The following is a 14516-nucleotide window of genomic DNA, read 5'->3' on the forward strand; positions in this document are numbered from 1 at the left end:
TACCTGTTCCATTCTGTTGACATCACACATGTAAATGCCTGAATGTGGTCGCAACGCATGATCGAAGGGAAACACTCGATGCCGCGATCTCCCCTCCGTCCGTTACTCCTCGCACTGCTCCTGGTCGTCTCCGTCCTCGCCGTTCCCACCGCCGCGCAGGCCGCGGTGACCGTGCACGGTCTCAAGGGTGAGTACTTCCGCATGTCCGCCCCCGGCGCCCGCGACTTCGCGGAACTGGGCGGGGTGTCGCTCGATCCCAACATCGACCTGCCCGGCCTGGCCGGCACGTTCGAGTCGCTGACCGGGCGCACCGAGCACACGACGGCCCGCTGGACCGGCAAGCTGACCGCCCCGGCCACCGGCGACTACACGTTCTCGATGATCGGCGACAACGGCTTCCGCTTCTACCTCGACGACCAGCCGGTGATCGACCACTGGGTCGGCGACTGGGACGTCGAGCAGACGGCCGCGCCGGTGCGGCTGGTCGCGGGGGAGGCCCACACCGTACGCATCGAGATGTTCCAGGACGTGGGCGGCGCGAATCTGTACCTGCGGTGGGCCGGCGCCGGCCTGAGCAAGCAGATCGTGCCCGAGTCGGCGTTCACCCCGCCCGACGGCTTCCAGGTGTTCCCGGTCGCGTTCGCCGTCGATCGGGCCGGCACGACGCTGACCGGCGAGTTCGACGCTCGCGTGGAAGCGGTGGCTGAGACCGCGCAACACCTGACGGTCGAGGTCGACACCACGCCGTTCCCGATCAGGTCGGTGCGGCGCGACGGCAAGAGGATCGTGGTCAAGCTCGGCGCGACCGTGCAGAAGAACCAGAAGGTGCGGGTCAGCTACGACGGCGCCGGTGGGCTGGTCGTCGGGGGCGAGACGGTGCCGCAGGTCATCCGCTCGGCCGCCAACAACTCCACGCACCGTCTGACCACGCCGTGGGGTGACAGGGTCGACCCGCAGCGCCCGTTGCCGGAATATCCGCGGCCTCAACTCGTACGCCAGGACTGGTTGAACCTCAACGGCCAGTGGGAGTTCGCTTCGGCCGAGGCGGGTGAGCAGCCGGTCTTCGGTCAGAAGCTGGCCGAGAAGATCACGGTGCCGTTCCCGGTCGAGTCGCAGCTGTCCGGGATCGAGCGGCGCGAGGACCACATGTTCTATCGCAAGCTCGTCGCCGTGCCCGCCGGCTGGCGGAACAAGCGGATCAAGCTGAACTTCGGCGCGGTCGACTACCAGGCCAAGGTCTGGGTCAACGGCAAGCTGGCCACCGAGCACACCGGCGGCTACAACGCGTTCACGGCCGACATCACCGACGCGCTCAAGCGCAGCGGCCCGCAAGAGATCGTCGTCGCCGTGACCGACGTGACCGGGCCCAACCAGCCCAAGGGCAAGCAGTCCCTGAACCCCGGCGGCATCGTGTACGAGCCTTCGTCGGGCATCTGGCAGACCGTGTGGATGGAGCCGGTGGTCGCGGGTGGCATCGACGCCGTTGTCACCACACCGACGCTCAATTCCGTCACCGTCCAGGTCAGCTCCACGTCACCCGCGAAGATCACCGCTGTCGCGCTCGACAAAAAGGGCAAAAAGGTCGGCACAATCTCGGGTGCGCCCAACACCCCGCTGACGTTGAAGATCGACAAGCCGCAGCTGTGGAGCCCGGACAACCCCTACCTCTACGACCTCGACATCAGACAGGGCGATGACGCCGTACGCAGTTACTTCGGCCTGCGCACGGTCGAGGTCAAGAACGTCGGCGGCTTCCCCAAGCTGGCGCTCAACGGCCAGCCGATCTTCTCGCTGGCCACGCTCGACCAGGGCTTCTGGCCCGACGGCCTCTACACCCAGCCCAGCGACGCCGCGCTCCGGTTCGACCTGGTCGAGACGAAGAAGCTCGGCTTCAACGCGGTCCGCAAGCACATCAAGGTCGAGTCGGCCCGCTGGTACCGGCACGCCGACGAGCTGGGCCTGCTGGTCTGGCAGGACTTCGTGTCGGCCGACATCAACTCGACGGCCGGCCAGGAGGCGTTCCTCAGCCAGGGCCGCGAGACGATGAAGCAGCTGCACAGCTACCCGTCGATCATCGGCTGGGTCGTCTTCAACGAGGGCTGGGGCGAGTGGGACCGGGCCGCCACCGGGCGCATCGCCGACGAGATGAAGGCGGCCGACCCGTCGCGCATCCTCAACGCCCACAGCGGTGTCAACTGCTGTGCCTCGAAGGGCGACAGCGGCCGGGGCGACGTGATCGACCACCACGACTACGTCAACAACGACCCGGCCTACCCGGATGCCACGCGCATCGCGATGGACGGCGAACACGGCGGTTTCACCCTGCGGACGCCCGGTCACATGTGGCCCGGGCCGCCCGCCGTCATCTACAGCGGTGTGGCTGACAAGGCCGCGCTGACCGCCAAGTACGTCGACAACACCGACCGCTTCTATCGCGAGGCGGCCGGCGCGGAGCTCTCCGGTTCGGTCTACACGCAGATCACCGACCTCGAGACCGAGCTCAACGGGCTCTGGACGTACGACCGGCGCGAGATCAAGGTCAACCCCGGTCCCGTACGCGAGATCAACGCGGCCATCATCGAGGCCGGAGCCGACGCGGCGTCGGATGCGACTTTCCCCGGGCGCGGCGACTGGAGTCTCGACGAGGGGAGCGGCACGACCGCTCACTCTTCAGCCGGCGGCCCTGACTTGACGCTCACGGGCGACACCGCGTGGACGGACGGCGTACAGGGAAAGGGTCTGAAGTTCGACGGTGACGGCGACGCGGCCGGCACCGCGGCGCCCGTGCTCGACACCACGAAGGACTACACGGTGGCGGCCTGGGTGACCCTGGACGAGCTGCCCGGCAACTACGCCAGCGCGGTCAGCCAGGACGGGCGGGCTCGCGAGAACCCGTTCTACCTGCAGTACGGGCAGGGCGCCTTCGCGTTCAGCACGCCCGGCGGCAACCGGGCCCGGCAGGTGGTCACGCCCGAGCTCAACCGCTGGTACCACCTGGTCGGCGTGCGCGATCACGCCACCGGCGAGGCCCGGCTCTACGTCGACGGCGTCCGTGCCGCCGCCGTCCCGGCCGGCCCCGACGTGATCAGCACCGGCCCGTTCTCGGTCGGCCGAGCCAAGTACGCCGGCAACCCGACCGACTTCTGGTCGGGCGCGGTCGACGAGGTCCACGCCTACAACCGCGCCCTGACGGACGCAGAGGTGGCTGCTCTCTACGCCGCCTGACGGTTCACTCGAGGGCCCATTCCGAGTTTCGGGGTGGGCCCTTGACTGTGCCCCGAGGGCACAGCGTCTCCTGTTTTCGGACCGCGACAACAGACCGGATGACGGAGGCGAAAATGAAACGACGGCGCAGCGCTGCCCTGGTGGGCGTGCTCGGCCTGATCGGTGCGCTGATCGCGGTGATGCCGGCGGGCGCGGGCGAACCCGCGCCGGCGGCCGGGCTGAAATGGGCCGCGTGCCCGGCCGATGTGGTGACCGCGCCGCTCACCGCGGAGTGCGCGACCGTGCCCGTGCCGCTCGACTACAGCGACCCGGACGGCACCCGGATCGAGTTGATGGTGTCGCGGATCGCCAGCACCAAGCCCGAGAAGCGGCGCGGCATCCTGATGTTCAACCCGGGCGGTCCGGGTGGCACCGGGCTCGACCAGCCCGCGTTCCTGGCCGGCAAGGGCCTGCCCGCGAGCGTCATGGACACGTACGACCTGATCGGCATGGACACCCGCGGCGTCGGGCATTCGACGCCGATGAGCTGCGGCCTGACCGAGGACCTGGGCTACTGGGCCAACGTGCCGCCGTACGCGCCGGACGACCAGGCCGTCAGCGCGCAGGCCAAGATCGCCCAGGCCGTGGCCGAGCGGTGCGCCGCGACCGACAAGGACGACCGGCTGCGTCACCTGACGACCGCGAACATGGCCCGCGACCTGGACAGCATCCGGGCCGCGCTCGGCGAGAAGAAGGCCAGCTTCTACGGCGCTTCCTACGGTTCGGCGCTGGGCTCGGCCTACGTGTCTCTGTTCCCGGACAGCACCGACCGCATCGTGCTCGACAGCAACCTGGCCGGCACCCACCTCGACCGCGACGGTCTGCGCCGGTTCGCCCGCGGGGTCGAGGACACGTTCCCGGACTTCGCGCGGTGGGCGGCCGAACGGCACGCTTCCTACGGCCTCGGGCGTACGCCGGCCCAGGTCCGCAAGACGTACTTCGCCCTGGCCGAGCGGCTCGACCGGACCCCGGCCGCGGACGGGACCACCGGTGCGGTCTTCCGGTATCTCACCTTCGTCCACCTGTACGGGGACGTCCAGTACGGCGCGCTGGCCCGGACCTGGCAGACGCTGCTGAGCCCCGGTGACACCCCGCCCCCGCCGGCCACCGATGCGGCGCAGGCCAACGACCAGGCGCTGACCGTGTTCCTGGCCGTCACCTGCAACGACGTCGAATGGCCGGAGGACGTGGCGACCTATCGGAAGGCCGTCGCCGAGGACCGGAAGCGCTACCCGATGTTCGGCGCGGCCGCCGCCAACATCATCCCGTGCGCGTACTGGAAGCACGAGGCGGCCGAACCGGTGAAGATCGACAAGAAGGCGAAGGGCGAGGTGCTGCTGATCCAGAACCGGCGCGACCCGGTGACGCCCGAGATCAACGCCAAGCTGCTGCGCCAGAAGTACGGCCAGCGGGCCACGCTGGTGACCGCCGAGGACAGCGGCCACGGCGTCTACGTTCTCGGGGGCAACGCCTGCGCCCTCAACCTGACCACGTCGTACCTGGTCGACGGCACGATGCCGGCGCGCGACACGACCTGCTGACGGGAGAATGGCCGCATGCGGATGAAGGGTGGCTGGAGCACTCGGGAGATCGCCGAGTTCGCCGGCACGACGCTGAAGACGGTGCGGCACTACCACCGCATCGGCCTGCTCGAGGAGCCCGGCCGGTCGGCCAACGGCTACAAGCAGTACGGCATCAAGCACCTGATCCAGCTGATGCGGATCCGGCGGCTGGTCGACCTGGGGGTGGCGCTGTCCGACATCGCCACCATGCAGGAGTCGCCCGAGGGCGCGGAGCGGACCCTCCGCGCCCTCGATGCCGAGCTGGCCGCGAGCATCGACCGCCAGCAGCGGATGCGGGCCGAGGTGGCGACGATCCTGCGCCACCCCGAGCTGATCGACGCGCCGCCCGGCCTCGAGGTCCACGAATCGGGCCTGTCCGCCCTCGACCGGACGTTCATGCTGCTCACCTCCCGCATCTTCGAGCCCGAGGTGCTCGACCTGATGCGGGCGGCGGCCGCCGAGCCTCCGACCGAGGTCGCCGCCGAGTTCGAGGCCCTGCCCGAGGACGCGACCGACGACGTGCGGCAGCACCTGGCCGAGCGGTACGCGCCCGAGATCCGCCGCCATGCGGAGCGGCATCCGCTCGTGACCGAGGCGGTCGACAAGGTGCGGGCGGGCGGCGACCCCCGCACCCAGCCGGTGCTGCTGCGCGCCATCGTCGAACTGTTCAACCCGGCCCAGATCGACGTCCTGCAGCGTGCGTACGCCATCAACTACCCGGACGAGACGCGCTAGGTCAGCGCCACGTCGTCGTACCAGACGCTGCCGGTGTTGTCGCCCGACTTCAGGTGCAGCTGGACGCTCGCGGCGCCGGTGGGGGCGGTGGCGTCCACGGAAAGCTTCGTCCAGCCGGTCGTGCCGGTGGGCAGGCGGTTCGAGGTGTTCTGGCTGATCCACGCGCCGTTGACGTCGAACCAGCTCAGCGCGACCTCGGTGATCCCGGTGGCCGCGGTGCCCTTGGCGTAGGCCTCGGCGTGCCACGCGACCCCGGCCTGCACGGGCGTGACGGGCGAGGTGAGCAGGGAGGGTAGCCCGCTCGAGGTGCGGGTGGTGCCGGAGAACCGGGCCGACTGACTACCCGTACGAGCCGTCTCGGCCGTGACGACGGCCGCGCCGGCCTGAGGCAGGTACGCCCGCCACGGCGAATCGGCCGCGGCCGCCTCGAACCCTAGGTTGAGGACGCTGTTCCCGATGGTCCCGCCCGTCCACCCGGCGCCGGCCACGGACGCGCCGGGCTTGGCCGTCGTGTCCGTGCGGAGCAGGCCGAACTTGTACTGGGCGGGCTGGGTCGAGACCGACGAGTTGGACGGGATGGCCCCGGGCGAGAAGTCGTTGAGGATCCACGGCGCCACCGAGTCGACGCCGGCCACCCGAGCTCCGCGGAAGACCCGGGCCAGGTAGGCGGCCTGCTCGCCCTCGGTGGACGACAGGGTGCTGAGCCCGGTCTCGCCGATGATCACGGGCGACGGGGTGACGGCGTTCTGCGCGCGGCGGATCTCGGCCAGCGACCGCTCCGACGGCCCGTAGAAGTGGAAGTCGTAGTAGTCGAGCGGCGTGGTGCTCAGCTGGGACTTGAGAGTGGCCATGCCGGTGGCGCCGCTCGTCCCGTCCACGGTGAGGGTCAACGGCATCGTGGGAGCGGTGGCCCGGATGGCCGGGATCAGCTCGCGGGCCCAGTCGATCGCGGCCGCGTTGCTCACCGGAATCTCGTTCTTGAGCTCGACAGCGATCACGCGCGGATCGTCCACGTAGGGCCACAGCAGATCGAGGGCCCAGATAACGCTGTTGTCTACATCGGAATAGTTCGACCACCAGTCGAACAGAGTCAGCTTGACGTAGAGCCCGTTGTCCTCGGCGATGTCGATGAACTGCTCGAGCTTGGCCGCGTACCCGGCCGTCGTCTCGGGATAACCGAACGTCTGGGGAAAGACAATCACGCGCACGGTGTCCGCCCCGAGCGCGGCTGCCCGACCGAGATCAGCATCGATGCGCACAGCGTCGAAGCTGGTCCACATCGCCGTCCACCCCGCATTCGACGGGTAATAGTTGATCGTCTTGGCACTCAGAACATCAGCCATCCGGCTGGCCAGAGTGGGTGCTGAGGCGTACGCCGGCCGGGCCGATACAACCGTGCTGAGCAGCAGAAGAACGGTCAGAACAAGGGCGCGTGAGCGAATTTTGCGCATGCGGAACCCAGCCTTCACGAGGTGGGGAAGAACACCGCCATGGTGTCGATGGATGCCGATGGACATCTATTGACGACGGTAAGTTCCGCCCCTCCGGGTGAACAACGGCTCACGTGTGCCAAGCGCAGCCCCCGGCTCCTCAGCTCGCCCGGTCGACACCTGAGGCGCCACTCAGCCGGCACTGCCACGACGTTGGGCGCCGAGCCTGTTTCGCGCTGGTGCTCGACGACCTGATCGGCGAACCGTTGCCGGTGGGGACCGCCGCCGACTGACGAAGCGCCTAGCTCAGCCGGCTACTTCCGGGTGCCTCGGGGTCGGGGGAGCAGCCGAGGCGGTCGACCAGGTTGCGGTAGCGCACGGCCAGGGACCTGGGGGCCATTTCGCAGTAGCTGTCGGTGAGAAGTTCGGCGATCTCGGTCCAGTCGGTGTGGTTGCCCAGGAAGACGCCGGCGACGTTGGGGCCCCAGCCGGCTCGGAAGAACGGGAAGCCGCTGCTGGTGAGGCCGAGCAGGTCGTCGAGGGGGACTCGGAAGGTCATCAAGGTCGGCGGCTCGTCGGTGACCAGGTGCCGCGGGTAGTCGAGCTGACGATCCGGATCCGCTACGTACACGTGGGCGATCGTCCGTTTCCGGATTCGCCAGCGCAGGCCGATCCAGGCCGGTTCCTCGTAGGCCTCGGGCAGCGCGGCGCAGATCGCCCGGAGGGGCTCCAGAATCTCGGGCGGAACGTCCGCGGGGGCTGACACGGACCGACCATAGCGACCCCCACCGACAAAAAGTGATGCGGCGGCGCCCCGACGGGCGCCGCCGCATAAGCGGATCAGGCGATCGTGGCCGGGAAGCGTTGCCAGACGCGGTGTTTGGCCAGCAGGGGCTGGAGTTCGGTCAGGGCGGTGGCGGCGGCGTCGGCGGTGACCACGCCGGGGGTGCCGGCCAGGCCGGTCTGCTCGAGGACGGTGACGCCCGCGCCCCAGGCGCCGATGGCCTTGGCGTGGCGCCACGCCTCCTCGATCAGCAGGGTGACCCGGGGGTCGACCGCGGGGGAGGACGGCGTGCCGGCCTTGGCGTCCCGGGCCGGCAGGGCGTCGGGGGCCGGTGCGGGCGCGCCCGCCAGCAGGATGGCGTCGAACTCGATGGAGCGGGCCGTGGCGAACGTGCGCTGGACCGTGACGCCGTCGATCACGCCGCCGTGCGGGGCGATGACCAGCGGCACCATGCCGGCTGCGAAGACCGCCGCGCGGACCTCGTCCACGCCGTCGAGGCCCGCTGCCGGGTCGACCACGATGCCGATCAGGCGGCCGTCGGCGGGCCACTCGCCGCCGATCTGGGACAGGACGGGGCTGGGCTCGACCTCGGCCTCGAACTTCACCGTGGGCTTGGGCACGGGCAGGCCGAGGCCGGTGGCCACCTGCTCGCACAGCACCGGATCGATGTTGGCCAGGCACTGCACCTGACGTTCCTTGATGACCTGCTCGTAGCACTTGGCCAGCTCGAACGTGTAGGCCCGGACGATGTGCTCCTTCTCGACCGGGCTCATGCTCTGCCAGAACAGCCGCACCTGGCTGTAGTGGTCGTCGAACGAGACCGGGTTCTCGCGCACCTTGGTCGACTCGGCCACCCGTACGGGCGTGTCGACGAAGCCGGTGTCGGTGGTGAACGGGTTGCCGGCGTCGAGCGAGTTCGGTCGGTACGGGGCCACGCCGCCGTGCACCGCATGCTGGTGGAAGCCGTCGCGCAGCATGTCGTTGACCGGCGCGTGCGGCCGGTTGATCGGGATCTGCGAGTGGTTGGGGCCGCCGAGCCGGGTCAACTGCGTGTCCAAGTACGAGAAGAGTCGCCCCTGCAGCAGCGGGTCATTCGTGACGTCGATGCCGGGCGGCAGGTGCCCGAGGACGAACGCGACCTGCTCGACCTCGGCGTGGAAGTTGGTCGGCACCCCGTTGAGCACCATCTTGCCGACCGGCTGCACCGGCGCCAGCTCCTCGGGCACGATCTTGGTCGGGTCGAGCAGGTCGATCCCGGCGAACGTCTCGTCCTCGGTGTCGGGGAAGACCTGCAGGCCCAGCTCCCATTCGGGGAAGGCGCCGGCCTCGATCGAGTCGTACAGGTCGCGTCGGTGGAAGTCGGGGTCGACACCGCCCGCGATCTGCGCCTCCTCCCAGTCCAGGGAGTGCACGCCCAGCTTGGGCTTCCAGTGGAACTTGGCCAGGACGGTCTCGCCGGCCTCGTTGATCAGCCGGAAGGTGTGGACCCCGAAACCCTCCATGTGCCGGTACGAGCGGGGGATGCCGCGGTCGGACATGTTCCAGATGGTGTGGTGCTGGGCCTCGGTGTGCAGCGAGACGAAGTCCCAGAACGTGTCGTGCGCGCTCTGCGCCTGCGGGATCTCGCGGTCCGGGTGCCACTTGCCGGCGTGGATGATGTCCGGGAACTTGATCGCGTCCTGGATGAAGAACACCGGGATGTTGTTGCCGATCAGGTCGAACGTGCCCTCGTCGGTGTAGAACTTGGTGGCGAAACCGCGGGTGTCGCGCACGGTGTCGGCCGAACCGCGGGAACCGAGGACGGTCGAAAATCGTACGAAGACCTGGGTCTCTTTGCCCTTGGCCAGGAACCCGGCCTTCGTGATCTCAGAAGCAGTTCCGTACGCGGTGAAGGTCCCGTGGGCGCCGGCGCCCCGGGCGTGCACGACCCGCTCGGGAATCCGCTCGTGGTCGAAGTGCGAGATCTTCTCGCGGAAATGGTGGTCCTGCAGCAGGATCGGCCCGCGCGGACCCGCCTTGAGCGAGTGGTCGGTGTCGCGCAGCCGCGCACCTTGCGACGTGGTCAGATAGGCGCCCTGCTGGCTCTTGCTGACCTTGGGCGCCCCGGTCTCGGCGCCGGTCGGCGTCACGGTCTCGGGCGCGTCCTGCTCGCTCTTGGGCGGTAACGGCTCGACCGGTTCGGTGGGCTCTTTCAGGGTCGGCGTGCCGCTGCCCGGCGAGCCCGGGATGCGGTCGCCGTGCGCCACCTTCTCGACAGCTTCCTTGATCTTCTTGACGGGCTTGCTGGCACTCATGTCGGAACAACTCCTCAGTATTCGTTGCTGCGGAGCAACGGCTACCCGAGGAAAGGCCGGGCAAACTAGAACGGATCAGGAAAAGGCCGCCCCAACAGAACCGGGTCAGCTCGGGGCGGGGCCGGTCGAATCGCGGACCACCAGCGTGTGGCCGGTCGAGCGCCGCCGTGGGCGCGCCGCCGCCGGGCGCAGGGCCAGCGCGAGCGCCATCTTGCCCATGTCGGTCATCGGCAGGCGGATGGTGGTGAGGCTGGGCGCGAGGTCGGCCGCCACCGAGACGTCGTCAAAACCGACAACCGACATTCTTTCCGGTACGGGCACCCCGTGCGCCCGCAGCGTCGAGAGCACCCCGATGGCCATGGCGTCGTTGAGCGCGATGATGGCCGTGGTCTCCGGGTGGTCGCGCAGGATCCGTTCGGTCGCGTCCACGCCGCCGTCGCGCGTGAAGTCGGTGTGCACGACGGGCAGATCGCTCATCGAGAGACCGGCCTCGCGCAGCGCCCGCGCGACCCCGCTGATCCGGTCGACCACCGTGTTCAGCTCGGGGCTGCCCGAGGCGATCGCGATGCGCCGGTGGCCGAGTTCGAGCAGATGTTGCCCGAGTGCCCGCCCGCCGGCCTCGTTCTCGGGCAGCACGGCGTCGACGCCCAGCAGGTGGCGGCCGATCACCGCGACCCGGCCCCCACCTCGTACGAAGCCGGACAGCTCTTCCCGCGCCGCCGTCTCGTGCCGCGTGTCGGCGAAACCGGAGCCGGCCACGATGATGATCCGGACCCGCTGGTTGATCAGGTGTCGGATCTGGCGCAGCTCGTGCTCGGGGTCGCGGCCGGAGTGGCAGATCTGCACGAGCAGGCCCTGCTCGTCGGCGACCCGGATGACCCCGCCCGCGATCTCGCTGAAGTACGGGTCGTCGACCTGGTGCACGACCAGCCCCACGGTCGAGCTGGCCCCGCCGGCCAGGGTGCGCGCGTACGGGTTGGCGACGTACCCCATCTCTTCCGAGATCTGCCGGATGCGGGCCGCCACCTCCTCGCTCACCCCGTCCCGCCCGGCCAGCGCGCGGGAGGCCGTGGCCAGCGAGACGCCGGCGCGCTCGGCGATGTCGACGAGGCGCAACCTCACACCGGGCTTGGGCATGCGTCCACTCTCCACGAGTCGTCGCGGGACGTGATCACCAGGCCGGGGGATCGCCGGTACTACTGCAAATAAGTTTCCGGGGTGTTGCAAGTCACGCATCGATCACTTTAGGCTACGTAAGCGCTTTCGCAAGCGCTTACGTCCCCTCAAAGGAGCTGCGAGGATGCGTTCACCCGCGAGACGTACAACCTGGGCCGTGGCGCTCAGCGCAACACTTTTCCTCACCGCGTGCGGCGGGGGCGACGACGGCGGCGACAAGGCCACCGGCCCGATCGTCGTCGGCATCTCGCTGCCGCTGACCGGAGACTTCTCCGAGCCCGGCAAGGGCGTCCAGGAGGGGTACGAGGCCTGGGCCAAGATCACGAACGACAAGGGTGGCCTGCTCGGCCGGCAGATCGAGCTGAAGATCCTGGACGACCAGTCCAACGCCGACCGGGTCGTGGCCGACTACGAGCAACTGATCGGCAGCGACCAGGTCGACCTGGTCGTCGGCCCGTTCTCGACCCGCCTGGTCGTGCCGTCGGCCCGCGTGGCCCAGGAGTACGGCATGCTCTTCGTCGAGCCCGCCGGCGCCGCGGCCGAGGTGTTCAACCAGGGCTTCAAGAACCTGTTCTACGCGGCCCCGGCCGTCGCCGACGACCACTACAACCACCTGGCCGAATACCTGCTGGCGCTGCCGGCCGGCCAGAAGCCCACGACGGTCGCGTACGCGGCCATGGACGACCCGTTCGCGCAGGGCACGGCGTACGGGTTGAAGAAGAAGCTCGAGGCCGGCGGGGTCAAGACGGTCGTGGACGAGGTCTACCCACCCAACACCACCGACTTCGGCAGCATCGCGGCCAAGATCGCCGCGGCCAAGCCCGACATGGTGGTCGGCGGCTCGCAGTACCAGGACGGCGTCAACCTGATCGTGGCCCTGCAGCAGCTGAACTACCAGCCCAAGCTGGCCGCGTTCTCGACCGCGCCGACCAACCCCGAGTTCGCCAAGGCGATCGGCAACAAGACCGAGGGCATCCTGTCGCCCACCGGCTACAGCCAGGACGCGCCGTACGCCAGCAACAAGGAGTTCGTCGAGAAGTTCAAGGCGCAGTTCGGCCAGGCGCCCGAGGAGGACCAGGCCAACGGCTACACGACCGGCCAGGTCGTCGGGGCCGCGGTCGAGGCGGCCGGCTGCGCCGAACAGGGCGAGTGCCAGCAGAAGCTGATCGACTGGCTGCACAGCAACACGGTCGAGACCGTGGTCGGGCCGCTGAAGTGGGACGCCACCGGCAAGCCGCAGGGCGCCCACATGATTCAGCAGTGGGTCGGCGACGACATCAAGATCGTGCTGCCGGCCGACGCCAAGGAGGCCGACCTGGTCTACCCGAAGCCGGCCTGGTGACCCGCTGATGCTGGTCTTCCAGAGCGTCATCCTCGGCTTGCTTCTGGGCGGGCTGTACGCCCTGCTCGCCGCGGGGCTGACCCTCTACTTCGGCATCATGCGGGTCGTCATGATCGCCCACTCGGCGTTCCTCATCCTGGCCGCCTACCTGGCCTGGTGGACGAACGAGCGGCTGGGCATCGACCCGCTGTTGTCCCTGGTGGTGACCGTGCCACTGTTCTTCGGGGCGGGGGTGCTGCTGCAGCGCGGCCTCCTGTCCCGATTGCGCCCGGCCACGTTGACGATGATGTCGGTGCTGATCACGTTCGCGATCGCCCTGATCATCGAAGGGCTGCTGGGGTACGCCTTCTCGGGCACCCAGCGGCGCATCCAACTGGGGTACGGCACGGCGAGCTTCGACCTTTTCGGGGCCCGGGTGGCCGTGGTCAAACTGATCGCGTTCGGGCTGGCCGTGGTCTCGCTGGCCGGGCTGTACCTGCTGATGAAGCGTACGCAGTTCGGCTGGGCGCTGCGGGCCACGATCCAGCATCAGGACGCGGCCCGGCTGGTCGGCATCGACACCGAGCGGACGGCCGGCTTCGGCTTCGGGCTGGGGCTGGCCACCGCGGCGGTGGGCGGAACGGCGTTGTCGCTCGACACGACGATCTACCCGTCGCTGCACTGGCACTGGATCGGCCCGCTGATGGCCATCATCGTGGTCGGCGGCCTGGGCAGCGTGCCCGGCGCCGCCGCCGCGGCCCTGGTGCTCGGCCTGGCCCAGAGCCTGCTGCAGATCCCGATGGGCGCCACCTGGGCCCAGACGGTGTTCTACGTGGCCCTGTTCGCCACCCTCGCCGTCCGGCCACAAGGATTCTTCGGAGGCCGCCTTGCCCAACGCTTCTAAGAGCCTTCTCTCGTACGGCGTTCCGGCGCTCGTTCTGGTCGCGGCCATCGCGGTCTTCCCCAGTCTCGCGCCCAACCCGTACATCCTGTCGTCGGGTGTCATCGTTCTGAACTGGGCCGTGTTGGCCACGGCGTGGAACTTCGTCGGCGGCTTCACCGGCTACATCTCGCTGGGCCACGGCGCATTGGCCGGGCTCGGTGGGTACGCGACCGGGCTGCTCATCACGAAGGCCGACCTGCCCAGTTTCGTCGCTCTCATCGCCGCCGCCGTGCTCGTCGCCGCGCTCGCCGTGCCGATCGGGTTCGCTGCCCTGCGCGTCCGCGGCGCGTCCTTCGTCATCGTCTCGATCGCGCTCGTGCTCATCCTGTTGCTCGTCTTCCAGAGCTGGTCGTCGCTGACCGGCGGCTCCCGCGGACTGGTCGTGCCACGGCCGTTCCCGGGCATGCTCCGGCCCGAGCACCACCGGGTCTTCTTCTTCCTGTACGGCGGTCTGCTGCTGATCGCGTTGGCCACGTGGTGGCTGCTCGACCGTTCCCGCTTCGGCATGGGGTTGAAGGCGATCCGCGAGGACGAGGACAAGGCCGAGTCGCTGGGCACGCCGACCTTCGCGTACAAACTGACGGTCTTCGTCATCTCGGCCGCCTTCACCGCGCTGGCCGGCGGCCTGTACGCGCTGTGGTTCGGCGACCTCGACCCGGTCTTCCAGTTCTCCGTGCTGACCGGCTCTTACGTCGTGCTGATGGCCCTGCTCGGCGGCGTGCGCAACCTGTACGGCCCGGTACTGGGCGCGATCGTCGTCGGCATCGCGCTCGAGTACTTCAAGGTGGAGTTCGGCAACACCCCGCTGCACCTGGTCACCACCGGCCTGCTGCTGGGCCTGGTCGTCATGTTCATGCCCGACGGCGTCATCCCGTCGCTCACCACGCTGGTCCAACGGCTTCGTAAGCGGGAGGACAGCTCGATCCGCGAGATGAGCGCCGCCGACCTGGCCGAACAGCGCCGCGAGCGAGAGGCGGCTAATTCATGACGTACGAGGGTGCGCGTTC

Annotated in this window: 10 protein-coding genes; 6 read left to right on the forward strand and 4 right to left on the reverse strand. The window is 69.2% G+C overall.

Features of this window, described 5'->3' with window-relative positions; all coding sequences use genetic code 11:
• The first annotated feature begins 78 nt into the window (after window positions 1–78).
• The 3 genes from M1L60_RS06475 to M1L60_RS06485 all read left to right on the forward strand — a co-directional run bounded on the left by M1L60_RS06475 (window position 79) and on the right by M1L60_RS06485 (window position 5561).
• Complete coding sequence (locus M1L60_RS06475; protein ID WP_253236356.1) at window positions 79–3225, forward strand: LamG-like jellyroll fold domain-containing protein; 3147 nt, start codon at window positions 79–81, stop codon at window positions 3223–3225.
• A gap of 113 nt (window positions 3226–3338) precedes the next feature.
• Window positions 3339–4805, forward strand: coding sequence for an alpha/beta hydrolase (locus M1L60_RS06480; RefSeq protein WP_253236357.1), 1467 nt, complete (start codon window positions 3339–3341; stop codon window positions 4803–4805).
• 15 nt (window positions 4806–4820) lie between these two features.
• On the forward strand, window positions 4821–5561 hold the full coding sequence (locus tag M1L60_RS06485) for a MerR family DNA-binding transcriptional regulator (RefSeq protein ID WP_253236358.1): 741 nt from the start codon (window positions 4821–4823) through the stop codon (window positions 5559–5561).
• Here M1L60_RS06485 and M1L60_RS06490 read toward each other — a convergent pair.
• The 4 genes from M1L60_RS06490 to M1L60_RS06505 form a co-directional block, all read right to left on the reverse strand.
• Complete coding sequence (locus M1L60_RS06490) at window positions 5558–7012, reverse strand: cellulase family glycosylhydrolase (protein ID WP_253236359.1); 1455 nt, start codon at window positions 7010–7012, stop codon at window positions 5558–5560. The genes M1L60_RS06485 and M1L60_RS06490 overlap by 4 nt on opposite strands.
• A gap of 280 nt (window positions 7013–7292) precedes the next feature.
• Complete coding sequence (locus M1L60_RS06495; RefSeq protein ID WP_253236360.1) at window positions 7293–7757, reverse strand: MmcQ/YjbR family DNA-binding protein; 465 nt, start codon at window positions 7755–7757, stop codon at window positions 7293–7295.
• Window positions 7758–7831: 74 nt separating this feature from the next.
• Window positions 7832–10069 (reverse strand): catalase, encoded by a 2238-nt coding sequence (locus M1L60_RS06500; RefSeq protein ID WP_253236361.1) that lies wholly within the window; start codon window positions 10067–10069, stop codon window positions 7832–7834.
• A gap of 105 nt (window positions 10070–10174) precedes the next feature.
• Window positions 10175–11206, reverse strand: a complete 1032-nt coding sequence (locus M1L60_RS06505) for a LacI family DNA-binding transcriptional regulator (protein ID WP_253236362.1) — start codon at window positions 11204–11206, stop codon at window positions 10175–10177.
• Window positions 11207–11402: 196 nt separating this feature from the next.
• Here M1L60_RS06505 and M1L60_RS06510 point away from each other — a divergent pair, with 196 nt between their 5' ends.
• From M1L60_RS06510 to M1L60_RS06520, 3 genes are read left to right on the forward strand one after another with little or no spacing between them, the layout of a single operon-like run.
• On the forward strand, window positions 11403–12587 hold the full coding sequence (locus M1L60_RS06510; RefSeq protein WP_253236363.1) for an amino acid ABC transporter substrate-binding protein: 1185 nt from the start codon (window positions 11403–11405) through the stop codon (window positions 12585–12587).
• A 7-nt stretch (window positions 12588–12594) separates the two neighbouring features.
• Entirely contained in the window at window positions 12595–13470 is an 876-nt protein-coding gene (locus M1L60_RS06515) for a branched-chain amino acid ABC transporter permease (protein ID WP_253236364.1), read from the forward strand.
• Window positions 13454–14497 carry a branched-chain amino acid ABC transporter permease gene (locus M1L60_RS06520; RefSeq protein WP_253236365.1) on the forward strand — a complete coding sequence of 348 codons (1044 nt, stop codon included), beginning with the start codon at window positions 13454–13456 and terminating at the stop codon, window positions 14495–14497. The genes M1L60_RS06515 and M1L60_RS06520 overlap by 17 nt, the downstream gene beginning before the upstream one ends.
• The last annotated feature ends 19 nt before the right edge of the window (window positions 14498–14516 follow it).

The organism is Paractinoplanes aksuensis, from assembly GCF_024137025.1.
Lineage (GTDB): Bacteria > Actinomycetota > Actinomycetes > Mycobacteriales > Micromonosporaceae > Actinoplanes > Actinoplanes aksuensis.